This is a genomic window from Nocardia sp. NPDC059195, from assembly GCF_042754695.1.
In the GTDB taxonomy this organism is placed as follows: domain Bacteria; phylum Actinomycetota; class Actinomycetes; order Mycobacteriales; family Mycobacteriaceae; genus Nocardia.
The window spans coordinates 1-26,342 of record NZ_JBHZBG010000035.1 but is presented as its reverse complement, the minus strand read 5'-3'; the positions used below and the strand labels follow the sequence as shown (position 1 = coordinate 26,342).

The window sequence follows — 26,342 nt, the reverse complement described above, 5'->3', positions numbered from 1 at the left end:
GCCAGACCGGTGACCGAATCGTCCCCCCGCACGGGCCTGCGTTCGTGGTTCTCGTCGAATGGCCGCCTGGAATTCTGCTTCACGCTCGCCTCGGTCACGCTACTGACCGGGGCGTGCGTCGCACTGATCCTGGTGCCGCGTAACGCGGGGCCGTTGCAGCTGGCCACCGACGAGGCCGAGGTGCTCGGCATGTCCGAGGGCATCGACAATCCGCGCCTGAGTCCGGTGCGGCGCGAGCTGCAACCCTATGGCCCGATCCTGGTGCGTGAAGTCGCCGAAGGTGCCGCGTCCGAGGCACTGCTGGTGGCCCATCCCAGCCATCGCGCTGACCTCGATGTCCTCGAAGGTCAACTGGGCCAGGCCATTTCGGATGTGAGCGCGGTGTGGGGCACCGACTGGAACCGCGCGCCCGTCGTGGTCGTGGCGAGCACGCCCGCCGAATTCACGGCGCTGACCAGATCCGCGGGCACCACCGGGGCCGACGTGGCCGCCGTGTCGCTGACCGGGTCCTACGCCCCGGGCACCCAGCCCACCGACCAGCGCATCGTGTTCAATCCCGACGCGCGCCTGCGAGTCGGCGACGAGGGCCTGGCCACCCTGCTCCGCCATGAACTCACCCACATCGCCACCAGAGCCGCCACCACCGACGGCGCACCGTTGTGGATGCTGGAAGGCTTCGCCGAGTACGTCGCTCAGCGTGATCAGGACACCGCGTTCTCCCAGATCGCGCCCACCCTGACCACCCGGTTGCGCGCGGGCACCCTGCCCACCGAGCTCGTCGCCGACGCCGATTTCACCGGTGTCGACGCGGCCTACGCCTACGAAAGCGCGTGGAGCACCTGCGCGTTCCTGGCCGATCGCTACGGCACGAGCACGCTCAACACGTTGTACAAGCGCCTGGCGACCGGCCCGCAGTCCCCGGCGGCACAGGACGCCGCGTTCACCGCCGTGCTCGGGGCTTCGCGCGCCGAGCTGCTGGACGGGTGGCGGGCGTGGTTGCGCGGTCACGCTGCATGATGGGCGCAGGCGCGCCCGACCACGTCTGCCCACCCCTCAGCCGACCGATTAGGTTGTTCTCTTATGGCCCGAACTCTGCTGGTTACCAACGATTTCCCGCCTCGGCCGGGCGGAATCCAGTCGTATCTGCAGGCACTGTCGAATCAGCTGCCGCCCGAGGACCTGGTGGTGTACGCGCCGCGCTGGCGCGGTGACAGCCACGAGAAGTTCGACGCGGCGCAGAAGTTCCAGGTGGTGCGTCATCCGACCACGCTGATGCTGCCGACCCCCGCGGTCATCAAGCGGGCGGGCGCGCTGCTGCGCGAACACGACTGCGACACCGTGTGGTTCGGCGCGGCCGCTCCCCTGGCAGTGATGGCGCCGATGCTGCGGCGCGCGGGTGCGGAGCGCATCCTGGCCAGCACCCACGGTCACGAGGTCGGCTGGTCGATGCTGCCCGGATCGCGGCAGGTGCTGCGTTCGATCGGCGAGCACACCGATGTGGTGACCTACGTCAGCAAGTACACCCGTGGCCGTTTCGCCTCGGCCTTCGGTCCGCGCGCGGCGCTCGAGCACCTACCGCCGGGGGTCGACCCCACCGAATTCCGGCCCGACCAGGCCGCCAGGGCAGAGCTGCGCGCCCGCTACGGCCTGGGTGAGCGCCCGACCGTGCTGTGCCTGTCGCGGCTGGTCCCGCGCAAGGGCCAGGACATGCTGATCGTGGCGATGGCCGAGATCCGCGAGCGCGTCGACGGTGCGGTGCTGGTGATCGCGGGCGGCGGACCGTACGAGCCGCGACTGCGCGCGCTGGCCGAGGCGCTCGGCGTGCAGGACAACGTGGTGTTCACCGGCCGGGTGCCCTCGGGTGAGCTGGCCGCCCACCACACGATCGCCGACGTGTTCGCGATGCCGTGCCGCACGCGCGGGGCAGGCCTGGACGTCGAGGGTCTCGGGATCGTGTTCCTCGAGGCATCGGCGACCGGGGTCCCGGTCGTGGCCGGTGATTCCGGCGGCGCCCCCGAGACCGTGCGCGAGGGCGAGACCGGCATCGTGGTGCACGGGCGGTCGGTCTCGCAGATCAGCGACGCCATCGTCGAACTGCTCACCGACCGGGACAAGGCGGCCCAGATGGGCGCCGCGGGCCGGGCGTGGGTGGAGCAGAACTGGCATTGGGACCGTCAGGGCACCCGCTTGCGGGAACTGCTGCGGTGACACCCCGGCCGGGCCCGGTGTGGCGTCCACTACGCTCAGCCTGGTGAGCAGTATCCAGGTCGCAGATCAGACCTTTCTCGCCGCACCGGGCGCCGCGATCGCCGACGTGCTGAGCGCCGCGAACAACTGGCGCCGCTGGTGGCCCGACCTGCGCCTCGACGTGCGCGAGGATCGCGGCGACAAAGGCATCCGCTGGACGGTGGCAGGCGCGTTGACCGGCACCATGGAGGTGTGGCTCGAGGCCGTCCCCGAGGGGGCGATCCTGCACTACTTCCTGCACGCCGAACCCACCGCGGCCGAATCGAAGTCGGCACGCGCGCTGGCCGCGGCCAATCGGGCCCGCCGGGTCGCGGGCCGGAACATGGCATTCGAACTCAAGGCACGGCTCGAAGTCGGCCGACCCGCGGGCGTCGCACCCCCGGTCGCCGCCGCCCCTTGATGCAGGTCCTCGACGCGCCTGGCGCAGATGGGCCTGACCGAACGATGCGACAAAGGAGCGTTCTCGGCGCGCCTCCGCCGATGGACTGACCGAAGGGTGCGACGAAGGAGTACCCGTAGGGAGGGAAGAGGCGGAGTTAAGCGCCGAGAACAGCGGCACCAGCCGCCAATAAAACACAGAAAGAGGACTGGCTGCCATGGCCGACCGGACTCAGAGATCGATCCTGATCGACGCACCGTCGCAGCAGGTGATGGCCGTCATCGCGGATCTGGAGTCCTACCCGGAGTGGGTCGCTGCGGCGAAGTCGGTCGAGGTCATCGAGCGTGACGCCGGTGGCCGCGCGGCCACCGCCCGGTTCGTGCTCGACGCGGGCGTCGTCAAAGACACCTATGTGCTGTCCTACACCTGGCGAGCCGACGGCAAGGCTGTGACCTGGCGCCTGCTCAGCGGTGACCTGCAGAAGGCCCAGGACGGCAGCTACGAACTGCTCGACCGGCCCGGTGGCGGTACTGAGGTGGTCTACGAACTCACCGTCGACCTGAACATCCCGATGATCGGCATGTTCAAACGCAAAGCCGAGAAGGTCATCACCGACACGGCGCTGAACGAGCTGAAGAAGCGGGTCGAAGGCTGAGCGCCCCGGGCGGTACCCGCGTCGAGTTGTTCGTCGGCAAGGGTGGTGTCGGGAAGACGACGCTGGCCTGCGCGACGAGCATGACCTATGCCCGCTCGGGTCAGCGTGTGCTGATCGCCTCGCTGGATCAGGCCCATTCGCTCGGCGACGCGCTCGGTTTCCGCTTCCCGCACGATCCGGGCACCGTCGCCGGGGTGGCCAGGGTGGCCCCCGGTATCGAGGTGATCGAGATCGACTCCCTCGCTCTGCTCGAGGACCGTTTCCGCGATGTGGTGGCGATGCTGGCCAAGGGCGGCGGACACGATCACGGCTTCGATCTGGCCGCGCTCGACCCGGCCGAGCTGACCGGGCTGCCCGGTGTGCAGGAACTGTTGATGCTGGTCGAGATCGCCCAGTACGCCGAGGAGAACGACTGGGACGTCATCGTCGTCGACTGCCCGCCCTCGGCCGACATGCTGCGCATCGTCACCGCCCCCGACACGATGCTCAACTACCTCGAACGCCTCTGGCCCAAGCACGCGCGCACGATGAGCGCGATCGGCCTCGACCTGCGCAAGGCGGTGCTCGCGGCCGCGGTCGAACGGATCGTGGTGGCGGTGACACAGGTCCGCGACCTCCTCGCCGACCGCACCCGCACCAGCGCCCGCCTGATCACCGGGCCCGAACAGGTCGCCGTCGCCGAGGCACGGCGGGTGCGTTCGGCGGCGGCGCTACTCGGCCTGCGGATGGACGCGGTGGTGGTGAACAAGGTGCTCGCCCCGGTGCCGCCGCCCGGCGACAACGCCCACCCGGCCGTGCACTGGTACCTCAACCGCCGCGCCGAGCAACTCGAAGTGGTGGCCCGGCTACACGAACAACTCACCGATGTCCCGATCCTGATCGCCCAGCACGCCGGTGCCGAACCGGTGGGGGTGAATTCGCTGGCGGTGTTCTCGCATTCGGTCGACACGCTGCCCGCCGCGCACGCTCAGGGCGCGGAATCGGGCGAACCGATGGTTCGATGGGAGTCCGGCTCCGGTGTCGACTCCGTGTACGCGATGCGGATGCGGCTGCCGGTGGTCGATCCCGGCACCTTGCGGCTGGGCCGAGTGGAGGACGATCTGATCGTGGGAGCCGACGGGGTACGCACACGCGTACGGCTCGCGCCGGTGCTGCGACGCTGCACGGTGGCGGGCGCCGAACTCGATACCGGTCACCTCGTGGTCCGCTTCCGGCCCGACCCACAGGTGTGGCCCGCCGATCCGAACTACACGAAGGCCTCCGCAGATGAGCACTGACTCCCAGTCCGAGCGTCACGGCCACGACGGCTTCGCCGAGTTCACCGAGGAGCTGCGCCTACTCTCCGAAGTCCTCCTGGCCCGGGTCGAACCGGTGCTGCGCCGCACCGCCGCCGACGGCCGAGCCGACCTGGGCGGCTGCGCCTGGTGCCCGGTCTGCGCGGCCGCGGCCCTGGTGCGCGGCGACCACCACGACGTCGTCGCCGCCCTCGCCGAACACGGCACCTCCATGGTGACGGTCCTGCGCGAAGCCCTTGCGGGCATCCCCGTCGAACCGGTCCTGCCTCCTGAGTGGACCGAACACGCTGCGGCACACCCGAATTCGACCGACGGCCCGGCAGCGGCGCACGGTCCAGCCACCGAGCCCACGGGTCAGCCCCCACGCCAGAACGCCGCAACGGGTCTGCAGGATCCGGGTTCCAGCCCACGCCGGGGAGCCACCCACCCGGATCAGTCCGGCGTCCCGCGCCCTCGCCGGGTCGACGAATACACCGCCCCGCGGGCCACCCGGACACCGCACATCACGCCCGAACCGGACCGGACCGGTGCCGCCGCGAATGCTTCGGGCACAGACGCTTTCGCCGACAATCCGTCTCAGCGCCGCCGCCCCGCCCCCGAGGATCGATCGGCCCCCCGCGCGCCACGCTCGCAATATGTCGACATTCCGGTGACGATCCGGGGATGACCAGCCGGATCGACCCTCAACACCTGCTCACGGTCGGCATCGACGTAGGTGGCACCAACATTCGCGCCTCGGTGGTCGACGCCGAGGGCGAGGTGCTCGACACCGTGCAGGCGGCGACCCCGCATTCGGCGCGCGCGCTCGAAGACGCCATCGACCGCTCGGTGCGCGAGCTGGCCCGGCGCCATCCGATCGCGGCGGTCGGGCTGGCCGTCGCCGGTTTCATCTCGACGGATCAATCGACGGTCCTGTTCGCCCCGCACCTGCCGTGGCAGAACGCCCCCGTCGCCCAACGACTCACCGCGCGCCTCGGCCTGCCGGTGATCCTCGAGCACGACGCGAACGCCGCGGGCTGGGCCGAGTACCGCTTCGGCGCGGCGGCGGGCGGGCAGACGGTGGTGCTCGTCGCGATCGGCACCGGTATCGGCGCCGCCCTGCTCATCGACGGCCGCCTCTACCGCGGCAGCCACGGCATCGCCCCCGAACTCGGCCACCTCCAGGTCGTCCCCGAGGGGCGCGCCTGCGCCTGCGGTAAACACGGCTGCTGGGAGCGCTACTGCAGCGGAACGGCACTGGCCGAAACCGCCATCGAAATGCTCGCCACCGACCCCGTGCGCTCGGCGCTGGCACGTGAGGTGATCCGTGATCCCGGCTCGCTCACCGGCCGCCGGGTCGCGGGCGCCGCCCAGGACGGCGACCAACTCGCGGTCCGGGTGATGGCCGACTTCGCCCGCTGGCTCGGCCTCGGCCTCGCCTTCGTCAGCGATCTGTTCGATCCCGACCTCGTGGTGATCGCCGGCGGGGTGAGCAGTTCGGCGCCGCTGTTCCTCGACGAGGCCCGCGAGCATTACGCGGCCGCGGTGACCGGCGCGGGGCACCGCCCGCTGGCCCGGCTGCGCACCACCCAGCTCGGCGAGGCCGCCGGCATGATCGGCGCCGCGGAATTGGCCAGGGCGGCGCTGGACACACCGGTCGCGGGCCGCACCGGGAGATGAGTGTCACATCCATGCACAGCGGCTACCGTCCTGGGTTGGTTGTGACCTGCGACCAGCGGTAAAGTCGTTTTCCGACGAGGCTCTACACGACCATCCCGGTCCCCGGGGAAAGGACGTCATGCTCTACTGGCTGATCAAGTTCGTTCTCGTGGGACCGTTCATGCACGTGTACAACCGGCCCGAGGTCGAAGGGGTCGAGAACATCCCGACCGACGGCCCGGCCATCATGGCGGGCAATCACCTCTCCTTCTCCGACTGGCTCTTCGCTCCCCTGCTGAGCCCGCGCCGGATCAACTACCTGGCCAAGGCCGAGTACTTCACCACCCCCGGATTCAAGGGCCGCCTGCAGAAGTTCTTCTTCAGCGGCACCGGCCAGTACCCGATCGACCGCAGCGGCGCCTCGGCCGCCGAGGACGCGCTCACCGCGGCCACCAAGCTCCTCGACGAGGGCCGCCTCGTCGGCCTCTACCCCGAGGGCACCCGCTCCCCCGACGGCCGCCTCTACAAGGGCAAGACCGGCATGGCACGCCTCGCGCTCGAGACCGGCGTCCCGGTGATCCCGGTCGCGGTGATCGGCACCGACAAGGTGAGCCCGCCCGGACCGTTCAAGTGGCGTCGTCAGAAGGTCACCCTGAAGTTCGGTGCGCCCCTTGATTTCTCGCGCTACGAGGGCATGAGCGGCAACCGCTTCGTCGAACGCGCCGTCACCGACGAGGTGATGTACGAACTGATGCGCCTCACCGGCCAGGAATACGTCGACGTTTACGCGCACAGCCTCAAGAAGGGCGTCGCGCCCACCGACAATCAGATCGACGCCACCCGCATCCCCGAGACCAAGGCGAGCTGAGTCGAACCCTGTTGCGCCGCACGATGAGCTGACTCGCAACGTCAGCACGCTCGGCCGGACCGCACACACACAGGGGCGATCGCCTGCTGGAACCTGGGTCGATTCCGGACTTCCAGAGCCACCCAGCGCTGAACGGGCCGATCAGCTCACGTGTCGAGCGTCGCGCTCGACTATCGGGCCGCCGATTATCGGCCCGGCCTCGAGCGAACCAGCTGTGCTGGACTGTCGTTGCCCGGACACCCGCACACCCGATTGGTAATCTTTGGCGGCAATGGCCGACGGGCGGGTGGGCTACCAGAGGTGGCGGGCGTCGGCGGACAGCGAGGTAGGCATGGCCGCAGGCGAATCCGACGAGGGTCGCGTCATGCCGTTCACCCGGCGCGCGACACCTCGCGACGGCAATCCACCCACCGGCCGGGTGGTACGCGGCGCCCGCTTGGCCGCGGTACCGGTCGCCTACGCGGGCAGGCGCATCGCGGGCTTCGGTAAACGCGCCGCGGGCCGCGACCCCGCCGAAGTCGACCGCGACATCCGCGTCCGTACCGCCGAACACCTCTTCCAGGTGCTCGGCGAACTCAAGGGCTGCGTCGCGAAACTGGGCCAGCTCCTCGGCCTACTCGAACTCGGACTGGCTCCCGACCTGGCCGAACCGTACCGCCAAGCTCTTGCCCGACTGCACGATTCGGCACCCGCGATGCTGCCCGGCGCGGTCCACGCGGAGCTCGCCGCCCACCTGGGCCCGCACTGGCGCTCACTGTTCCTCGAATTCGAGGACCGCGCGGCCGCCGCCGCCTCGGTCGGCCAGGTCCACCGCGCCCGCTGGCACGACGGCACCCAGGTCGCGGTGAAGGTCATGTACCCCGGTTCCCGGCGCGCGGTGCTCGCCGATCTGCAAGCCCTGCGTCGCGCGACCCCACTGTTCACCGCACTGCTGCCCGCCGCCGATACCCGCCCGGTGGTGGAGGCGCTGTGCGACGAGATCCGCGACGAACTCGACTACGCCCGTGAGGCCGTCAACCAGCGTGCCTTCGCCACCGCCTTCGCCGACGACCCCGATATCGTGGTGAGCCGGGTGATCGCCCAGCGCGGCGACGTCCTGGTCACCGAATGGCTCGACGGTGTTCCCCTGCCCCGCTTGATCATTCGCGGCAACGCAGGCGAACTCGACCGCCTCGGCGTGCTGATCATGCGCTTCCTGTTCTCCGCCCCCGCCCGCGCCGCCATGGTCTACGGCGATCCACACCCCGGCAACTTCCTGCGCATGCCCGACGGCCGCCTCGGTGTCGTCGACTTCGGCGCCTGCACTCCCTGGCCCGCCACCTTCCTCGACGTAGCCGGCGACGTCGGCGCCGCCGTCATCGCCGACTCCCCCGCCGACCTCGAGGCCGCCATGCGCCGCCACGGGTTCGTGGCCCCCGACCGCGACCTCGACATCGCCACCGTCGCCGCCCGTCTCCAACCGGCCCGCGAAGCCCTCCTCGCCCCCACCTACCCGCTCTCCTCCGCCTGGCTCCGCAAACAAGTCCGCCTGGCCACCGACCTCCGCCTCTCCAACGTCCTACGCCAACTGACCATGCCCCCCGACCACACCCCCATCCTCCGCTCCTTCCTCGGCGGCCTGGCAGTCCTGTGCCAACTCCACACCGCCGTCCCCCTCCGCGCCGAATGCACCCGCTGGTACCCCGAAACCGCCGCGGCGGCAGGGCTGTAGGCGGAGCCCATCACCCAGCTCAGCGCTCGCGGAGCCGGGTGATGGTGTGGGCGATGTCGTCCACCATGCGGTCGAACATTTCATCGGGGTCGGTGCGCGGAACGTCCATGGCTTCGCGCAGGTGGGGCACGTCCAGATCGGGGAAGCGATCGAGCCAGCGCCTCGGCATCGGAGAGTCGCCGACACCCGGCTGACCGAGGTCATGGCGGTAGTCGACGAGCAGGGCGAAGGCGTACAGCCGCAGGGTCAGGTCGCGGTGCACGAACAGCGCGTCGGGCATGCTCAGGCCGAGGCCGGTCAGGAAGCCGAGGAAGGCGTCGGGCGCGGTGAGGCGCCTCGGGTGCAGGCGCACATCGCCGACTTGCTCATCGAGAGAGAAGAGCAGCGCACGCGGATGCGCGCGGTTCGTTTCGCGTCGCAGGCGGCAGTACTCGGCAAAGCTCGCCCGCCAATCGCCCGGATCGAGTTCGGGCTCAGGCCATTTCGCCAGCCAGAGTTCGACCGCCCGGTCGACGACATCCTGCCGGTCCCGGACATGGCGATACAGCGCACGCACGGTCACCCCGAGATGTTCGGCGAGGACCTGCATCGTCACCGCACGGAACCCGTCGCGCCCGGCCAACTCGAGCATGGCCGCGGCGATCAGGTCGGCGTTGAGCGTCGGCCGCCCGCCTCGGGCGACCGGACTTCGGCGCTGACGCCCTGGTGATAGCTGGTCCGGCACTCCTGCACGATAACCCAGGCGCTTGATGTTCACACATCATTGACATTAACGCGCCGCGGTCGCAGACTGGGGCCGGTCGCCCCGAACGACAGCGGAACCGCCGCGCGCCCGAACACCGCCGCCGTGCCGCGCAAAGATTTCCAGCAAGAAAGGTTGTCCCCGTGACACACAGCGAACTGCGAAACCCGCACCTCGATCGGCTGATCGCCGAGCTGCAGCAGCGAAGCACCGACCAGATCGTCGATATCGGTGACCATTTCACCGCCCGCGCCGAACGCGGCGAAGCGCTCGATCCAGGCACGATCGACAACGACGCCACGCGCTTCCTCGCCGACAAATTCGTCGCTCTCGACCACGACAAGGCACTGTTCTGCCACCGCCTCTGCCTCGCCCTCCGCGCGAAATGCGCGGTAGAAGTGGGCACTTCGTACGGCGTCTCCACCCTCTATCTCGCCCAGGCGATCCACCTGGTCGCCACCGAAGACGGACAGCCCGGCGTGGTCATCGGCACCGAACACGAACCCGCCAAGGCCGCCGGTGCGCGCGAACACCTCGCCTCCGCCGACCTCGACCGATACGTCGACCTCCGGGAGGGCGACCTCCGCGAAACCCTTCAGCACATCGATCAACCCATCGATTTCGCCCTGATCGATATCTGGCCGGTCATGGCCCGTCCCGCGATCGAGTTGATCGCACCCCACCTTCGCCGCGGCGCCGTCGTCATCGTCGATAACACCGAGAACCGCCCACCGAGCTACCGCGATCTGTTCGACTTCATCGATGATCCAGGCAATGGGTTCACCACCCAAACGCTGCCGTTCGAAGGAGGTTTGGAGATGGCAGTCAAGCTCTGATGGGCCAACCGTGTTCGGCCCGTCGTACGGCATCGTTCATGTTCCGTTGCCTTGCTAACGACCGCGTGTTCCGACCGGTGGCGCACCGTGAGGTTCATGGCTGTTTCGGATTTCGCGATGTCTCGGCGCACGCTGCTGCGCGCAACCGCTCTCGGTGTGGTGACTGCTCCCGCCCTGGTGGCCTGTGGTGATGATGGGCCCGCTCTGGTGCGGGCCAGGCCCGCGCTCACGCACGGGGTCGCGGTCGGGGATCCGCGTAGTGATGGTGCGTTGATCTGGGCTCGGTCGGACACGCCCGCGACGCTGGTGGTGGAGACGTCGGCGAGCGAGAAGTTCACAGACGTCAAGCGATTCACCGGGCCGCTGCTCACCCCGGCTACCGACGGCACCGGGCGGGTGCGGGTGAACGGTCTGCCCGCCGGGCAGCTCGTGCACTACCGGGTGCGCCTCGACGGGGAGGGCGGCGCGAGCTCGGAGACGCTCACCGGCGTGTTCCGCACGGCGCCGACCGCGCCCGCCGACATCTCGCTGCTGTGGTCCGGTGACGTCGCGGGCCAGGGTTTCGGGATCAACCCCGACCTCGGCGGTATGAAGGTGTTCTCCGCCATGGCCGCTCGCGACCCACACTTGTTCCTGCACTCCGGCGACTGCATCTACGCCGACAACGCGCTGAAGGAGTCGGTGACGCTGCCCGACGGCCGGATCTGGCGCAACATCACCGCCGAGGCGAAGAACGCGCCCGCGGAAACCCTCGACCAGTTCCGCGGCAACTACGCCTACAACCTCACCGACGACAACTACCGCCGGTTCAACGCCGCCGTCGCCCAGATCGTCCAGTGGGACGACCACGAGACCACCAACAACTGGTCCCCCGGCGGCACGGTGGCCGCCGACAAGGGCTACACCGAACGCAGCATGGACACCCTCGCGACGCGGTCCTGGCAGGCCTTCCACGAGTGGATGCCCTTGGAGCCCAAGGAAGCCGTCGACGGCCGTCTCTACCGCAAGATCTCCTACGGCCCGCTGCTCGATGTATTCGTCCTCGACATGCGTGCCTACAAGGACGCCAACACCGCCAATACCGCGGCCAAGGGCCAGATCCTGGGCGCCGCCCAGACCAAGTGGCTCACCGACGGCCTGAAGGACTCCAAGGCCACCTGGAAGATCGTCGCCGCCGACCTGCCGCTCGGCGTCATCGTCCCCGACGGCAAGACCGCCTTCGAAGGCCCCGCCAACGCGGCCCCCGGCGCACCCTCGGGCCGCGAGACCGAGATCGCCCAGGTGCTCTCGGCGATCAAGGCGAACAAGGTCGCCGACGTCGTCTGGCTCACCGCCGACGTCCACTACACCGCCGCGCACCACTATTCCCCCACCCGCGCCGCCTTCACCGACTTCGACGAGTTCTGGGAGTTCGTCTCGGGCCCGCTCAACGCCGGCGCGTTCGGCCCCAACCCCCTCGACCCCACCTTCGGACCCGAAGCGGTCTATGTCCACGCGCCGCCCACACCCAACACCTCCCCGATGGACCCGGAGTACCAGCACTTCGGCGAGGTGAAGATCGACGGCCGCACCGGAGAAATGACCGTCAACTTGTGCGACGCGACCGGAAAAGTCCTGTTCACCAAGCAACTCGCGCCCACGCGGAAATAGGTGCGAAGTACCCTGCGCAAGAACCGCGCACCTGTGGTTAGCTATGCGGTCATGGGCACGCCGCAAACCGTCATCTCCGAAGAATATCTCCCCACCGATACGGCGGATGTCGTTCGCACTGTGCGTGATTCGCGCGGCCGGTCGGAACGGTTGACGGTGCGCGGCGGTGAACAGACCGAAGAGTCCTATGGTCTGACCGATCAGCGCGGCGTGCTCTCGCTGCGCAAGATGAACTCGGTGCTCGACATCAACCTGGGTCGACGCACCGTGCGCGTGCAGGCGGGCGCGAAGCTGTCCGAGATCGACCGCCGCCTCGGCGCGCACAGCCTCGGCCTGCCGGTGGTCGGCGATCATCGCGACATCACCGCGGGCGGTTTCGCCTCCGTCGGCGGGGTGAGCACCGCCTCGCACCGCTACGGCATGTTCATCGACCAGATCGTCGACCTCGAGTACGTCGACCCCGACGGCCGGATCGGCACCTGCGGGCGCGGCCACCACACCGAGCGTTTCCATCGCATCCTCGGCGCGGGTGGTCGCGCGGGCATCATCACCGCGCTGACCCTCGATGTGGTCGAGGTCGACAAAGACCACACCATGCTCACCACCGACGCCGACCGTTTCCTCGACTTCGACTCCTTCGTCGAGCACGCGACCAACGAGATCACCAACCCCGGCAGCGCGGCACTCCAGGTCGGCCGCTGGGTCGATACCGCACCGCTGAAGGTGGCGCGCCCCGTCGGCACCGGCCAGGTGACTCTCGGTGCCGTCCGCTTCGGTCAGTGGTCGAGCCTGTACCCCACCGCCCCCACCCGCGGCCTGCGGGCCCGGCGCGAGGTCGGCACGCGGACCCGCAAGTCGTTGGGCGCCATCGCCTCCGCCGCGGGCGGGCGGGCGGGCATGCCGGTCCGCAACGCGGCGGCGGGCGCGCTGATGTTCGCGCCGAAGGTCCTCACCATGCGCGACGCCGAGTACCTGGCCGACACCGTGATCAACTCCTCCGAGCGCGGCCCCGCGTACCGCGTAGGCGTGTTCGCTCCACTGGCCAACTACGGTTCGGTCTTCTACGGCCTGCACGACCTGTTCTCGGCTCACCGCGAACGCTCGGGCTGCTTCACCGTGATCTCCGCGATGACCTACGGCGTGCGCTCGGAGTACCTGCGCGCCGAAGCCGCCGCCCGCGGCCTCACCCCCGCCGACTACGGCCTGATCACCTTCACCTGCCGCCTGCGCCCCTCCGCCCTGCCCTCGGAGCAGCTGCGCGAGATCGTCGCCGGTATCGACGACATCTGCCGCTCGGAACAGGCACTGCGCTACAGCGTCTAGACAGCCGAAAAGGAAGGCCCCCACCGGATTCCGGTGGGGGCCTTCCTTTTACTTGTAACTCAGTGCTTTTCGGCACCCAGGTAGTACTCGAACACCAGGCCGGCTGCGGCGGCGAGCACGAGCACCACGCCGAGACCGATCAGCCAGAACTGGAAGAACGCCAGGCCCAGCGCGGTGACCGAACCAGCGGCCGCCAGGAGGATGGGCCAGAAGCTGCCGGGTGAGAAGAAGCCCAGGTCACCGGCGCCGTCGACGATCTCGGCCTCTTCGTAGTCCTCGGGCCGCAGGTCGATGCGACGCGCGACGAACCGGAAGTAGGTGCCGATGATCAGCGACAGGCCCGCGGTCAGCACGATCGCGGTGGTGCCTGCCCACTCGATGCCGGTGCGCGACTGCGCGGTGAAGAACCCGTAGACGATGCCAACCAGGATGAAGAAGGCCGTGAGCAGTTCGAAGATCCGCGCTTCGATCCTCATATCAGAATCCTCACTTGCTCTCGTTCACCGAAGCGCTCTTGATATCGCGCTTGGTGTTGAAGGGGTACGTGGAGGTGGCCACCGGCGACTCGCCGATCGATGCCAGCGCCTCACCATTGGTCTTGCCGTCGATGCGCGCCTGCATGTACTTGGCGTACTTCTCCGGCGAGACCGCGCGGACCTCGAAGTTCATCATCGAGTGGTAGGTGCCGCACATCTCGGCGCAGCGGCCGACGAACGCGCCTTCCTTCTCGATCTCCGAGATCTGGAAGACGTTGTCGGACTGGTTTTCCTTCGGGTTCGGCATCACGTCGCGCTTGAACATGAACTCCGGCACCCAGAAGGCGTGGATCACGTCGGCGGCGGCGAGCTGGAACTCGATGCGCTTGCCGGTCGGCAGCACCAGGACCGGAATCTCTTCGCTGGAGCCGAAGGTCTCGACCTTGTCGTAGTGCAGGTACGAGAGGATGTCGTTGGCCGGCTTGCCGTGCAACGGACCCGGCTGCGGGTGACCCTTGTCGTTCTTCAGCTCACGGTACTCGGCGAGCTGCTCTTCGTTCAGCAGCTCTCGCTCGGTATCGATGCCGTTCCAGGTGAGACCGCCGACATTGTTGATGTTGCGGTAGCCGAACTTCCAGTTCCACTGGAAGGCGGTCACATCGACGGTGACATCCGGGTTGTCGGTCTTCTCGTGCACGTAGTTCTGCACGACCACGGTGAAGTAGAACAGCACCGCGATGATCACGAACGGGATCGCCGTGTAGGTCAGCTCGAGCGACACGTTGTACCCGGTCTGGCGCGGGAACTCCGGGGAGTTCTTGCGCTTGCGGTGGAAGATGACCGTCCAGAAGGTCAGGCCCCAGACCAGCACGCCCATGGCGAGCGCGGCCAGCACCGACCAGGTCCACAACTCACGCATCCGGGTGGCCTGCGGGGTGATACCCGATGGCCAGCCGAATCGGAGCCAAACATTGTCGATCGAGCAGCCCGAGACGAGCATCGCGGTGATCCCCAAGGACACCGCCAGCCCGGCCCGCCGAAGGATCCGGCCCTGCCGGCCCTTAACGGGTCGTGCCCCGATCTCTTCGCTCGCCTTGTGCGCCACGCTCACGCCTTCCTGGTCGCCACACATTCCGACACATTGCGTCGTCCGGGCGGCGATTCGCCCGTTCCGACACCTCTTCAAAGCAGTTTCAGGCCGTCCTGAAGTATTGCCGCTGTGACGCCTGCACACCTGAGAAGGACCTGAGTACTACGCAGCGTAGACCAAAGCGGGCACTGTCTTGTCGCGGGGTCACTTTCGACACTCCGCCGTGACGTCACCGATCATCGCGACCTGCGGTTTGACCCCCGTCTGGCGACCGGGTGCCCCGCGCGAGCGGGCGAGCGCGGCGTGTCGGGCAGGTGTGCGGCATACTCGGACACAGCGTTTCGGCCCGTTTGTGGCCACCCATCATCGAACGAGAGAAGGTTGGGCGACACCGTGTGCGGACTGCTCGGATTCCTGACAGCTGATTCCGCGACGACCGCGGTGGTCGATCAGGTGTACGACGCGCTGCACTGCCAGCGGCATCGTGGCCCGGACGAGAAGGGCACCTGGCACGACGATCACATGATCTTCGGGTTCAATCGCCTGTCCATCATCGATATCGAGCACTCGCACCAGCCGCTGCGCTGGGGGCCCGCGGACAACCCGCAGCGCTACGCGATGACCTTCAACGGCGAGATCTACAACTACCTCGAGCTGCGCGAGCAGCTGGCCGTCGAACACGGCGCCGAATTCCCCGATGCCAAGATCTTCGCCACCGACGGTGACGGCGAGGCCATCGTGGCCGCCTTCCACTTCTGGGGCCCCGAGGCCGTGCGCAAGCTGCGCGGCATGTTCGCCTTCGCGATCTGGGACACCGAGACCTCGCAGCTGTTCCTGGCGCGCGACCCGTTCGGTATCAAGCCGCTGTTCATCGCGACCGGCCCCGGCGGCACCGCCTTCGCCAGCGAGAAGAAGAGCCTGCTCGAACTGCTGAGCCCGCTCGACCTGTCCGACGAGCTCGACCCGCGCGCCCTCGAGCACTACACGGTGCTGCAGTACGTGCCGGAGCCCGAGTCGCTGCACCGCAACATCCGCCGCCTCGAATCCGGCACCTACGCCACGGTGAAGCTCGGCCAGGAGCCGGTCACAACCCGCTACTTCCGCCCCGACTTCCGGGTTCGCCCGTTCGCCGAGGGTGCGGAGAAGGCCCGCTACGCCGAGATCGCCGCCGCGCTGGAGGACTCGGTCGCCAAGCACATGCGCGCCGATGTCACCGTCGGTTCGTTCCTGTCCGGCGGCATCGACTCCACCGCCATCGCCGCGCTGGCCATGCGCCACAACCCGAAGCTGATCACCTTCACCACCGGGTTCGAGCGCGAGGGCTACTCCGAGGTCGACGTGGCCGCCGAGAGCGCCGAGCTGATCGGCGCCCGCCACATCGTCAAGGTGGTCTCCCCCGCCGAGTTCGCCGCCGCGATCCCCGAGATCGTCTGGTACCTCGACGACCCGGTCGCCGACCCTGCCTTGGTCCCGCTGTACTTCGTGGCCAAGGAGGCCCGCAAGCACGTCAAGGTGGTGCTCTCCGGTGAGGGCGCCGACGAACTGTTCGGCGGCTACACGATCTACCGGGAACCGTTGTCGCTCAAGCCTTTCGAATACCTGCCTGCCGGTGCGCGCAAGCTGCTCGGCAAGCTCAGCGACAAGATCCCCGACGGCAAGCGCGGCAAGTCCCTTCTGCACCGCGGATCGCTGTCCCTCGAAGAGCGCTACTACGGCAACGCCCGCAGCTTCAACGACGCCCAGCTGCGCTCGGTCCTGCGCGACTTCCGCCCCGAGTGGACCCACCAGGACGTGACCGCCCCGATCTACGCCCAGTCCGCCGGCTGGGACCCGGTCGCCCGCATGCAGCACCTGGACCTGTTCACCTGGCTGCGCGGCGACATCCTGGTCAAGGCCGACAAAATGACCATGGCCAACTCACTCGAACTGCGTGTGCCGTTCCTCGACAACGAGGTCATGCGCGTCGCCGAAGGCATCCCCTTCGACCAGAAGATCACCAAGGAAACCTCGAAGTACGCGCTGCGCCAGGCCCTGGACGGGATCGTCCCCGACCACGTCCTCCACCGCGCCAAGCTCGGCTTCCCGGTCCCCCTGCGCCACTGGCTGCGCGGCACCGAACTCTACGACTGGGCCGAAACCCAGATCGCCGAGTCCCAGACCGACCACCTGCTGAACAAGCCGGCCATCCTCCAGATGCTCCGCGACCACAAAGCAGGCCTCTCGGACCACAGCCGCCGCCTCTGGACCGTCCTGGTCTTCATGGTCTGGCACGGCATCTTCGTAGAAGACCGCATCAAGCCCGAAATCCAGGAACCGACCTACCCGGTCCGGCCCGCCTCTCCGGGTATTCAGCCGGACGTGAGTGCGTAAGGGCTGAGTAGCCGGGCCGACGGTCAGGACCATGCGGGTTCTGGCCGTTCCCGGCGAGTTACCCATGTCGTAACGAAATCAGTTGTTGCGCTACGCATTCCGGGGTGGCACGTGCCACCCCGGGGCGTAGATCATCGCTACAGAAGCGAGGCCAGTTCGTCGGCGGCGTCGGTGCCGTAGGCCTTGGTGAGGCGCTCGAGTGCGTCTTCGGTGTTGAGGGTCCACTCCTGGGTGCCGGTGGTTTCCAGGATGAGGACCGCGATCAGGGAGCCGAGCTGGGCGGCGCGTTCCAGGCTCAGGCCGGCGCGGTGGGCGGTGAGGAAGCCGGCGCGGAAACCGTCGCCGACGCCGGTCGGGTCGACCTTGGCCACCTCGGGCACCACGCCGACGCGGACCTCGGTGCCGTCGGCGTCGACGACGAGCACACCTTCGGAGCCCAGTGTGGTGACCCGGATGCCGACCTTGGCGGTGATGTCGGCTTCGCTGAGGCCGGTCTTCTGCTGCAGCAGGGCCCACTCGTATTTGTTGGTGAACAGGTAGGCCGCACCGTCGACCAGTTCGCTCGCCTGCTCGCCGTCGAGGCGAGCCAGCTGCTGGGACGGGTCGGCGGCATAGGCGATGCCCTGCGCCTTGGCCTGGCGGGTGTGCGCGACCATCGCCTCGGGATCGTTGGCACCCACCAGCACCAGGTCGACGTCGTGCGCGGCGGCGATCGCGGCGATGTCGATATCGCGCGCCTCGCTCATCGCACCCGGATAGAACGAGGCGATCTGCGCCATCGTCTCATCGGTCGTGCACACGAACCGCGCGGTGTGCGACGTCGCGGAGACGTGCACCGCGGAGCAGTCGACGCCGCTGGCCTCCAGCCACTGGCGGTACTCTGCGAAATCGGCGCCGACGGCACCCACGAGCACCGGACGCTGCTTCAGCAGACCCATCGCATAGGCGATGTTGCCCGCCACTCCGCCACGGCGGATCTGCAGATCGTCGACGAGAAAGCTCAGGGACACATGATCGAGTTGATCAGCGAGCAGCGCATCGGCGAACCGGCCGGGGAAGCGCATGAGGTGGTCGGTGGCGATGGATGCGGACACGGCAACAGACACGAGGCAGGGCCCCTTCGACGCTAGACGGGAAACAAAAGAAGTCCGGGATCAACCGATCCCGGACTTCAACGGTAGCAAGCGCCACACCCCGATGGTTCACCTCAGCGCAACCTGAGCACCCCGCCGGGGGCAACCCCCGTCACAAATGGCCCACGTGCCACCGCACCGAAGGTATCCACCCTCACGAGTGGACCACGCGCACTTACCCGCCCACCTACGGACTCCCAACCCAACCACCACGTTTTCGGCCGCCCCGGATCCGAGGGGCGAGACGGAACGCCGAAGGCGCAGTATCGCCCCTCGGATTCGGGGTTACGAGGCCGAAAACCCGCGGCCCAGCCGCTGATTAACGCTGCCGAAAACCCGCGGCGCCAGCCGCTAGTTGAACGAATCGCCGCAGGCGCAGGAGCCGGTGGCTTGCGGGTTGTCGATGGTGAAGCCCTGCTTCTCGATGGTGTCGACGAAGTCGATCGAGGCGCCGTCGATGTACGGGGCGCTCATGCGGTCGACAGCCAGCTTCACGCCGGAGAACTCGACGACGATGTCACCGTCGAGGATGCGATCGTCGAAGAACAGCTGGTAGCGAAGACCGGCACAGCCACCGGGCTGCACGGCGATCCGCAGGGCCAGGTCGTCGCGGCCCTCCTGGTCGAGCAGCGCCTTCGCCTTGATGGCGGCAGCGTCGGTCAGCGTCGCACCGTGGGTCTCGGTGGCGGTCTCGTTCTGCACAGTCATGGACACTCCTAGTTCGACTCAGCCCGTCAACGGACCTCAGGTGCACAGCGCACGACTGATTTCAACGCTGTCGCAGCAACTGCTATTCCTATTTTGCCACCCTCGGCGCAGCCGAGTAGCCGCCACCTGGGTGCTTGCGCCCACAGTACGCCCTATAACGGCGTGATCTGCGTCGCAGACCACCTGGTATGAGATCGGGCCCACCGTTGAGCGGACCGCATTTCCCGATGGTCGGCATCATCGAATAGCCTGGTGAACGTGAAATTGTTCCGTCGCGACGAGTCCAGCACCACCGACGAGTCCGTCGACCCGTCGGTGTCCGGCTCCGAACAGGCCGCCGCCACCACTTCGACCACCCCCGGTAAGGGCAAGCCGACGCCGAAAAGGCGAGAGGCCGAAGGCAAGCGGCGCGGCCCCGTCGCGCCCGCCCCACTGACTGCCAAGGAAGCCCGCGCCCGCCGCAAGGCCGTCAAGGGCAGCAAGCAGGATCGCAAGGCCGCCGCGGCCGACCGCCGCGCCGCCGTGCAGGACCGCCGCGCCCGCATGCTCGCCGGCGAGGACAAGTACCTGCTGCCCCGCGATCAGGGCCCCGTCCGCGCGTACGTGCGCGATCTGGTGGACGCCCGCCGCAACCTGGTCGGCCTGTTCATGCCGATGGCACTGGTGCTGATCCTGTCGATGTTCGTGGCCCCCGGCCTGCAGACCATCGTGACCCTGGCCATGCTGGTGATGATGGTCTTCATGATCATCGAGGGCTTCGTCCTCGGCAAGATCGTGAACAACCGGGTGATCGAACGCTTCCCCGACACCACCGACACCGGCTTCAAGCTCGGCTGGTACGCGTTCGTCCGCGCCTCCCAGATCCGCAAGATGCGCGCCCCGAAGCCCAGGGTCGGCCCCGGCGACGCGGTGTAATTGGCGGCTGGCGCCGCGGGTTTTCGGCCTCGTAACCCCGAATCCGAGGGGCGATACTGCGCCTTCGGCGTTCCGTCTCGCCCCTCGGATCCGGGGCGGCCGAAAACGTGGTGGCTTGACTGGGAGTCCGTAGGTGGTTGCGGGAGGCGCGGCGATTCGCCCGTGAGGGTGGTCACTTTCGACGCGATCGCGTATTCGTGTTTTCAGTGATGACTCGGGCGGATGTAGTCGGCGTAGCCCGCGATGGCCTTGAGTTCGATGTCCATGCGCTGGGCGTCGCGGTCGGTGATTCCGGTGGTTCCGGCGGTGCCGTGACCGATCAGTACGGCGAGTCCGATGATGGCGGCGAGGACGATCAGAAAAGTAAGCATGGCAGTAATTTTGCGCTCGATGATTTTCAGCCGAAAGTGGCTGTTCTGTCATTGTGCGTAAAGATTCAGCCAGCTAGGATGAGGCGTGCTCTCGAACGTCGCCGTGGTCCTCAACGACCGGCTCGCCATGTTCGAATTCGGTGTCGTCTGTGAGGTTTTCGGCCTCGACCGCACCGCCGACGGCCTGCCCGGCTTCGACTTCCGGGTCTGCGGCGCCGAGCCCCGCAAGCCATTGCGCTCGACCACCCCCGGCATCTCCGTCACCCCCGACTTCGGCCTCGACCAACTCACGAAAGCCGACCTGGTCGCCATCCCCGCCTCCCCGATCGGCAAGTACGACGACCGGGTCCTCGAAGCGGTGCGCGATGCCGCCGATGCGGGCGCGACCATCCTCACCGTCTGCTCGGGTGCCTTCCTGGCCGGCGCGGCAGGTCTACTCGACGGCCGCAAGTGCACCACCCACTGGCGCTATGTCGACACACTCGCCGCGACGTTCCCCGAGGCCACCGTCGACCCCGACGTCCTGTTCGTCGACGAGGGCAACCTGATCACCAGCGCGGGCACCGCCGCCGGCATCGACGCGTGCCTGCACCTGGTCCGTCGCGAGATCGGCACCGCCGCCGCCAACGGCATCGCGCGCCGCATGGTCGTTCCGCCGCAACGCGACGGCGGCCAGCGCCAGTTCATCGAACAGCCGGTCCCCGAGTGCAGCTCCCTCGGCCTGTCCACCACCCTGGCGTGGCTCACCGAGAACCTCGCCCACCCGCACACCGTCGACGAACTCGCCGCCCGCTCCAGCATGTCCACTCGCACCTTCGCCCGCCACTTCGCCGCCGAGACCGGCACTACCCCGGTCAAGTGGCTCACCACCCAGCGCGTCCTGTTCGCCAAGCACCTGCTCGAAACCACCGGCATGGCCTTGGAGCGGATCGCCGAGGAGTCCGGTTTCGGCTCCGGCGCCCTGTTGCGCCACCACTTCCAGCGCCAGGTCGGCATCGCGCCCACCGAATACCGGCGCCGCTTCGGTGCGGCCGGTTGAGCCTCGGGAAAACCTTTGGCAGCAAGATCGTTCACCGCCCGAGCCGCGGTGCGCAGTGCCCGGGACACATCGGGTCGGCCCGATACCGCGCAGGCTCGCATCGGCGAATTGATGCGGTAGGCACTGCCCGGATGCTGTGAAGCCCCACAATCGACTTGACGCGACCGGCGGAAACTGGTCGGCTAGCAAGGTGTTTCACGTTGGGTGGGGAAGTTTTCGTCGGCTGAGCAGAGCTCTCACGATCGTCGCGGCGGCCGTGGTCGTGTCGTCCGTCGGCACGTCCGCGGCCGTTGCCGTGCCGATCGCGGCACCGGTGATGCGCGCGCCCGCAGGCGGTTTCGAGGAGCTGTTCGTTCCGTCGAGCATGGGCCCGATCAAGGTCCAGGTGCAGTGGGCTTCGCGCGGCGGCAGCTCAGCGCTGTACCTGCTCGACGGTCTGCGCGCACCCGCCGACCACAGCCAGTGGACCACCGACACCGACGCCCTGCGCCAATTCGCCGGTGACAACGTCACTTTGGTGTTCCCGGTCGGCGGGCACTCCAGTTTCTACACCGACTGGTACCGGCCAAGCCGAACCAACGGTCAGAAGACGGCCTACAAGTGGGAAACGTTCCTCACCCGCGAACTCCCCGATTTCCTTGCCGGATACGGGGTCTCGCGCACCAACAACGCGATCGTCGGCGCCTCCATGGGCGGCAACGCCGCACTCGTCCTCGCGGCCCACCACCGCGACCAATTCCGCTTCGCCGGTTCGTTCTCCGGCTTCGTCAACCCGACCTACCCGATGTGGAACGAAGCCATGCGCGTCGCCATGCGCGACGAGGGCAATTTCAACGTCGACGACATGTGGGGCCCGGCGAGCGATCCCGCGTGGGTCCGCAACGACGCCACCGCCCAGCTCGAGCGTCTACGCGGCCTGCCCCTCTACGTCACCACCGGCAATGGCGTCCCCGGCTCCGCCGACGTCCCCTACGGTCTCGGCAACACCCTCAACGCGATGAGCCTCGAGGCGATGACGGTGGTCGCCGCCGGCATCTTCCGCGACCGGGCCACCGCCCTCGGTGTCTCCGCCCGCGTCGACATCGTCAACGGCACCCACACCTGGCCGTACTGGCAACAGGCACTCACCACTGCCCGCCCGATGATCCTCGACGCTCTCGGGACGCGCTGACCTAGCCACCAGCACGGAGCCCGCTCCCCACCCACGACCGGCAAAAGTCGCGGGGAGGCGGAACAGCTACGGTGCTGGAATGCCAGCCAGCGTCGAGCAGACCCGCATCCTCGTCCTCGGTGGCGCTCGCTCCGGTAAGTCCGCCTTTGCGGAGGACCTCGTGGCCGATGCGACCGCGGTCCGCTACCTGGCCACTGCTGTCCTCGACCCCGCTGATCACGACTTCGCCGACCGGATCGCCGTCCACCGCGACCGGCGCCCCGCGCACTGGACGACCGTCGAGAACATCGAGCCCGCAACGGTTCTCGCCACCGGGGCCCCCGCGACGCTGCTCGATGACATCGGCACCTGGCTCACCGCGCGTCTGGATGCCCGCGCGGCCTGGGACGCACCGCGCGGCACCGTCGGCCCCGACTGCGACACCCTCGTCGAAGCCGTCGAGGCCTACCGAGGGCGGTTGGTGATCGTATCGCCCGAGGTGGGCATGGGCGTCATTCCCGCGACCCGTTCGGGGCGGCTGTTCCGCGACGAGATCGGCACGCTGAACCAGCGTCTCGCGCGGGCGTGCGACGCGGCGTATCTCATCGTCGCCGGGCTGCCGATTCGACTGAAATGAGCCGGGTCGGTCGGCGCCGCGCACCGTGATCCGGGCAAGATGAGCGTCGAACACCCAGTACCACTTCCGAAAGGCTTGCCAGTGACTCACGGATTCGACCCGGTCGCGGCCCCGGACGCGCAGGTGCGCGCGGCGGCCGAGCAGCGCCAGACGCAGCTCACCAAACCGGCCGGATCGCTGGGACGGCTCGAGGAACTCGGCAACTGGGTCGCCGCGTGCCAGGGCGTGTGCCCGCCCGAGCAGTTCGAACGCGCCAGGGTGGTGCTGTTCGCGGGCGATCACGGCGTGGCGAAGCACGGCGTTTCGGCATATCCGAGCGAGGTCACCGCGCAGATGGTGGCCAATTTCCTGGCGGGCGGCGCGGCCGTGAACGCACTGGCCGCCGTGGCGGGCGCGACCGTGCGGGTCGTCGATATCGCCGTCGACGGCGACACCGAGCCTTCGGTTTCCCAGCACAAAGTTCGCCGGTCGAGCGGTTCCATCGACCGCGAGGACGCCCTCACCGAAGCCGAGATCACCGCCGCGCTGGCCGCGGGCCGCGCGATCGCCGACGAGGAGATCGACGCGGGCGCCGACCTGCTCATCGCCGGTGACATGGGCATCGGCAACACCACCCCCGCCACCGTCCTCATCGCCGTACTCACCGGCACCGAACCCGTCGCCGCTGTCGGCCGCGGCACCGGCGTCGACGACCAGGGCTGGATTCGCAAGGTCGCCGCCATCCGCGACGGCATGCGCCGCGCCCGACCCGTGGCCACCGACCCCGTCGACCTGCTCCGCGTCGCCGCGGGCGCCGACTTCGCCGCCATGGCCGGTTTCCTCGCCCAGGCCGCCATCCGCCGGACCCCCGTTCTGCTCGACGGCGTCGTGGTCACCGCCGCGGCCATGGTCGCCGAAGACATCGCCGCGGGCGCGAAAGCCTGGTGGCTCCCGGCCCACCGCTCCACCGAACCCGCCCACGACCTGGCCTTGAAGCACCTGCGCCTGACCCCGCTGATCGATCTCGAGATGCGCCTCGGCGAAGGCTCCGGCGCCCTCACCGCCCTCCCGATCCTGCGCGCTGCCGTCGCCACCCTCGCCGAAATGTCGACCTTCGCCGACGCGGGTGTCAGCACGGGCGCCGCGGAATCGGACACCGTCGACCTGGCGAAGTGAGCGAGTTCCGCTGGGCCGTCGAGACGCCCACCCGGAGGCCCGACCTGGTGCACTGCTCGGCAGGATCGGGTACTACCGCGGAGACCTCGCCATGGACGCCCTGAGACTGGCGGTCTCCTGGCTCTCGGTCATCCCGGTGCCAGGCCCCGCGACGGTGGACCGACGGATCGCGGGCCACGCCATTACCCTCGCTCCCCTGATCGGCCTCGCTCTGGGGGCGGCGGCGACGGCCGCGCTCTGGCTGCTGGTCAGCGCGGGCCTGACCACCCTGCTCGCCGGTGTGCTCACCGTAGGCCTGCTCGCCTTGCTCACCCGGGGCATGCACCTCGACGGCCTGGCCGACACCGTCGACGGCCTCGGGAGTTACGGACCACCCGCCCGCGCTCGCGAGATCATGAAGTCCGGTGGCGCGGGACCGTTCGGCGTCGCCGCCCTCATTTTCGCCATCGCTGTCCAATCGGTCGCCTTCGCGACTCTGGCCGATCAGCAGCGCTGGCTCGCGATCGTCCTCGCCGTCGCCGCGGGCCGAGTCGCCGTCGTGCTGGCCTGCCGCACCGGCATCCCCGCCGCCCCCGACGCGGGTTTCGGCGCGTTGGTCGCGGGCACTCAGCGCCGCGGCGCTGTGCTGATCTGGTCGGCGCTCGCGGTTGTCACCGCGGTCGCGGCGGTCCCAGCCAACCTCTGGCTCGGCCCCGTTGTGGTGATCGCCGGCCTCGCGCTGACCTTCGCGATCACCCGCCACTGCGTCCGCCGGTTCGAAGGCCTCTCCGGCGATATTCTCGGAACTGTCATCGAAATCACGGTTTCGGTTGCCGCGGTGGGCTTCTCGCTGGCGTTATAGCCGATCGCGAAATCGCACCGAACTCCGACTGGCCACAAGTCCGGGATATCGGCGGTTGTGTGGTCCCACAGACCGTCCGGTCAACGGTACTCGGGTGGGTTGCCAGCACATCGGTGGCAATACAGTGGAGCGCATGTCATCCGAGCGCCTCTACTTCCGCCAGCTGCTGTCCGGCCGGGACTACGCCGTCGGCGATCCGATCGCCACGCAGATGCGCAACTTCGCGTATCTGATCGGCGACCGGGAGACCGGCGAGACCCTGCTGGTCGATCCTGCCTACCAGGCGGCCGACCTGGTCGACGTCGCGGCGGCCGACGGCATGCGCGTGTCCGGCGTACTCGCCACCCACCATCACCCCGACCATGTCGGTGGCACCATGCTCGGTTTCACCCTCGGTGGCGTGGCCGAACTGCTCGAGAAGACCAGCGTCCCGGTGCACGTCAACAAGCTCGAACTGGACTGGGTCGCCCAGACCACCGGCATCGCCCCCAGCGAGCTGACCGGCCACGACCACGGCGACAAGGTGAAGGTCGGCGCCTTCGACATCGAGTTACTGCACACGCCCGGCCACACCCCCGGCAGCCAGTGCTTCCTGTTCGACGGCCGCCTCATCTCCGGCGACACCCTGTTCATCGACGGCTGCGGCCGCACCGACTTCCCCGGCGGCGACTCCGACGAGATGTTCCGCAGCCTGCGCCAACTAGCCGCCCTCGACGGCAACCCAGTCGTCTACCCCGGCCACTGGTACTCCGAAGCCCCCAGCGCCGCACTGACTTCCGTGTGCGAAAGCAACTACGTCCTACGCCCGAAGTCCCTCGGCGAATGGCAGGCGTTGATGCCGGGATAACAACTCCCGTAAACCCAAGCCCGCCATGACCGCACTCCCAGCCCCACCCCACACCCCGAAGACCGCAGCCATGACCGCACTCCCAGCCCCACCCCACACCCCGAAGTCCGCAGCCCTACCGCACTCCCAGCCCCACCGTGCACCCCAGGTCCGCCATGACCGCACTCCCAGCCCCGCACCCGCGACCCATAGGGAGCGGCGGCCACGAAGTGGCCGGTCCGCGGCCGGGTCGCCGGTTAGCGCTCGAAAGCGCTGAGCCGAAGGCT

26 protein-coding genes are annotated in these 26,342 nt (G+C 68.5%); 20 read left to right on the top strand and 6 right to left on the bottom strand.

What is annotated here, in order from left to right:
* The first annotated feature begins 9 nt into the window (after nt 1–9).
* The 9 genes from ACFXKN_RS29755 (at nt 10) to ACFXKN_RS29715 (ending at nt 8,793) form a co-directional block, all read left to right on the top strand.
* Nucleotides 10–1,017 carry a peptidase MA family metallohydrolase gene (locus ACFXKN_RS29755; protein ID WP_379434253.1) on the top strand — a complete coding sequence of 336 codons (1,008 nt, stop codon included), beginning with the start codon at nt 10–12 and terminating at the stop codon, nt 1,015–1,017.
* Between the two features lie 63 nt (nt 1,018–1,080).
* Nucleotides 1,081–2,208: a glycosyltransferase family 4 protein gene (locus tag ACFXKN_RS29750; RefSeq protein ID WP_378964151.1), complete on the top strand. Its 1,128-nt coding sequence runs from the start codon at nt 1,081–1,083 to the stop codon at nt 2,206–2,208.
* A 43-nt stretch (nt 2,209–2,251) separates the two neighbouring features.
* Nucleotides 2,252–2,647: a polyketide cyclase / dehydrase and lipid transport gene (locus ACFXKN_RS29745; protein ID WP_379434252.1), complete on the top strand. Its 396-nt coding sequence runs from the start codon at nt 2,252–2,254 to the stop codon at nt 2,645–2,647.
* Between the two features lie 196 nt (nt 2,648–2,843).
* On the top strand, nt 2,844–3,281 hold the full coding sequence (locus tag ACFXKN_RS29740) for an SRPBCC family protein (RefSeq protein WP_379434251.1): 438 nt from the start codon (nt 2,844–2,846) through the stop codon (nt 3,279–3,281).
* 26 nt (nt 3,282–3,307) lie between these two features.
* On the top strand, nt 3,308–4,558 hold the full coding sequence (locus ACFXKN_RS29735; RefSeq protein ID WP_378964164.1) for an ArsA family ATPase: 1,251 nt from the start codon (nt 3,308–3,310) through the stop codon (nt 4,556–4,558).
* Nucleotides 4,548–5,243, top strand: a complete 696-nt coding sequence (locus ACFXKN_RS29730) for a hypothetical protein (RefSeq protein ID WP_379434250.1) — start codon at nt 4,548–4,550, stop codon at nt 5,241–5,243. Before ACFXKN_RS29735 ends, ACFXKN_RS29730 begins: the two co-directional genes overlap by 11 nt.
* Complete coding sequence (locus ACFXKN_RS29725; RefSeq protein ID WP_378964171.1) at nt 5,240–6,235, top strand: ROK family protein; 996 nt, start codon at nt 5,240–5,242, stop codon at nt 6,233–6,235. The genes ACFXKN_RS29730 and ACFXKN_RS29725 overlap by 4 nt, the downstream gene beginning before the upstream one ends.
* Nucleotides 6,236–6,353: 118 nt before the next feature.
* Complete coding sequence (locus ACFXKN_RS29720) at nt 6,354–7,082, top strand: lysophospholipid acyltransferase family protein (RefSeq protein ID WP_378964176.1); 729 nt, start codon at nt 6,354–6,356, stop codon at nt 7,080–7,082.
* Nucleotides 7,083–7,413: 331 nt separating this feature from the next.
* Nucleotides 7,414–8,793, top strand: a complete 1,380-nt coding sequence (locus ACFXKN_RS29715) for an ABC1 kinase family protein (RefSeq protein ID WP_378964185.1) — start codon at nt 7,414–7,416, stop codon at nt 8,791–8,793.
* 19 nt (nt 8,794–8,812) lie between these two features.
* Here the strand turns inward: ACFXKN_RS29715 and ACFXKN_RS29710 are convergent, their stop codons facing one another.
* The gene (locus ACFXKN_RS29710; RefSeq protein WP_378964189.1) at nt 8,813–9,517 is read right to left on the bottom strand and encodes a TetR/AcrR family transcriptional regulator; all 705 of its coding nucleotides are present in this window, start codon (nt 9,515–9,517) and stop codon (nt 8,813–8,815) included.
* Between the two features lie 161 nt (nt 9,518–9,678).
* Here ACFXKN_RS29710 and ACFXKN_RS29705 point away from each other — a divergent pair, with 161 nt between their 5' ends.
* From ACFXKN_RS29705 to ACFXKN_RS29695, 3 genes are all read left to right on the top strand, one after another.
* A complete protein-coding gene (locus ACFXKN_RS29705; RefSeq protein ID WP_378964195.1) occupies nt 9,679–10,371 on the top strand; it encodes an O-methyltransferase in 693 nt (230 codons plus the stop codon).
* Nucleotides 10,372–10,467: 96 nt separating this feature from the next.
* Nucleotides 10,468–12,021 (top strand): alkaline phosphatase D family protein, encoded by a 1,554-nt coding sequence (locus tag ACFXKN_RS29700; protein WP_378964200.1) that lies wholly within the window; start codon nt 10,468–10,470, stop codon nt 12,019–12,021.
* 51 nt (nt 12,022–12,072) lie between these two features.
* Nucleotides 12,073–13,344, top strand: coding sequence for an FAD-binding oxidoreductase (locus ACFXKN_RS29695; RefSeq protein ID WP_378964207.1), 1,272 nt, complete (start codon nt 12,073–12,075; stop codon nt 13,342–13,344).
* A 59-nt stretch (nt 13,345–13,403) separates the two neighbouring features.
* On the opposite strand, the gene ACFXKN_RS29690 is transcribed toward ACFXKN_RS29695, so the two are convergent.
* Together ACFXKN_RS29690 and ACFXKN_RS29685 are read right to left on the bottom strand one after the other, a co-directional pair.
* Nucleotides 13,404–13,820, bottom strand: coding sequence for a cytochrome c oxidase subunit 4 (locus ACFXKN_RS29690; RefSeq protein WP_101463622.1), 417 nt, complete (start codon nt 13,818–13,820; stop codon nt 13,404–13,406).
* 10 nt (nt 13,821–13,830) lie between these two features.
* Nucleotides 13,831–14,820 carry a cytochrome c oxidase subunit II gene (locus tag ACFXKN_RS29685; RefSeq protein WP_378964676.1) on the bottom strand — a complete coding sequence of 330 codons (990 nt, stop codon included), beginning with the start codon at nt 14,818–14,820 and terminating at the stop codon, nt 13,831–13,833.
* 483 nt (nt 14,821–15,303) lie between these two features.
* Here ACFXKN_RS29685 and asnB point away from each other — a divergent pair, with 483 nt between their 5' ends.
* Nucleotides 15,304–17,280 (top strand): asparagine synthase (glutamine-hydrolyzing), encoded by a 1,977-nt coding sequence (gene asnB, locus ACFXKN_RS29680; RefSeq protein WP_378964684.1) that lies wholly within the window; start codon nt 15,304–15,306, stop codon nt 17,278–17,280.
* A gap of 137 nt (nt 17,281–17,417) precedes the next feature.
* On the opposite strand, the gene ACFXKN_RS29675 is transcribed toward asnB, so the two are convergent.
* Nucleotides 17,418–18,344 carry a carbohydrate kinase family protein gene (locus ACFXKN_RS29675; RefSeq protein ID WP_378964688.1) on the bottom strand — a complete coding sequence of 309 codons (927 nt, stop codon included), beginning with the start codon at nt 18,342–18,344 and terminating at the stop codon, nt 17,418–17,420.
* Nucleotides 18,345–18,764: 420 nt separating this feature from the next.
* Nucleotides 18,765–19,121: an iron-sulfur cluster assembly accessory protein gene (locus ACFXKN_RS29670; protein ID WP_056816608.1), complete on the bottom strand. Its 357-nt coding sequence runs from the start codon at nt 19,119–19,121 to the stop codon at nt 18,765–18,767.
* 315 nt (nt 19,122–19,436) lie between these two features.
* On the opposite strand from ACFXKN_RS29670, the gene ACFXKN_RS29665 reads away from it, so the two are divergent.
* Complete coding sequence (locus tag ACFXKN_RS29665; RefSeq protein WP_378964693.1) at nt 19,437–20,036, top strand: DUF3043 domain-containing protein; 600 nt, start codon at nt 19,437–19,439, stop codon at nt 20,034–20,036.
* A gap of 203 nt (nt 20,037–20,239) precedes the next feature.
* Here ACFXKN_RS29665 and ACFXKN_RS29660 read toward each other — a convergent pair whose 3' ends face one another.
* On the bottom strand, nt 20,240–20,407 hold the full coding sequence (locus ACFXKN_RS29660; protein WP_379434249.1) for a hypothetical protein: 168 nt from the start codon (nt 20,405–20,407) through the stop codon (nt 20,240–20,242).
* 85 nt (nt 20,408–20,492) lie between these two features.
* Between ACFXKN_RS29660 and ACFXKN_RS29655 the strand changes: the two genes are divergently transcribed.
* The 6 genes from ACFXKN_RS29655 to ACFXKN_RS29630 all read left to right on the top strand — a co-directional run bounded on the left by ACFXKN_RS29655 (nt 20,493) and on the right by ACFXKN_RS29630 (nt 26,076).
* Entirely contained in the window at nt 20,493–21,446 is a 954-nt protein-coding gene (locus ACFXKN_RS29655) for a helix-turn-helix domain-containing protein (protein WP_379434248.1), read from the top strand.
* A 256-nt stretch (nt 21,447–21,702) separates the two neighbouring features.
* Nucleotides 21,703–22,617 (top strand): alpha/beta hydrolase, encoded by a 915-nt coding sequence (locus tag ACFXKN_RS29650; protein WP_379434247.1) that lies wholly within the window; start codon nt 21,703–21,705, stop codon nt 22,615–22,617.
* A gap of 79 nt (nt 22,618–22,696) precedes the next feature.
* Nucleotides 22,697–23,233 (top strand): bifunctional adenosylcobinamide kinase/adenosylcobinamide-phosphate guanylyltransferase, encoded by a 537-nt coding sequence (locus ACFXKN_RS29645; RefSeq protein ID WP_378964227.1) that lies wholly within the window; start codon nt 22,697–22,699, stop codon nt 23,231–23,233.
* A 39-nt stretch (nt 23,234–23,272) separates the two neighbouring features.
* A complete protein-coding gene (cobT, locus tag ACFXKN_RS29640; RefSeq protein ID WP_379434246.1) occupies nt 23,273–24,388 on the top strand; it encodes a nicotinate-nucleotide--dimethylbenzimidazole phosphoribosyltransferase in 1,116 nt (371 codons plus the stop codon).
* 91 nt (nt 24,389–24,479) lie between these two features.
* Entirely contained in the window at nt 24,480–25,229 is a 750-nt protein-coding gene (locus tag ACFXKN_RS29635) for an adenosylcobinamide-GDP ribazoletransferase (protein WP_379434245.1), read from the top strand.
* A gap of 133 nt (nt 25,230–25,362) precedes the next feature.
* Complete coding sequence (locus ACFXKN_RS29630; RefSeq protein WP_379434244.1) at nt 25,363–26,076, top strand: MBL fold metallo-hydrolase; 714 nt, start codon at nt 25,363–25,365, stop codon at nt 26,074–26,076.
* Nucleotides 26,077–26,342: the final 266 nt, after the last annotated feature.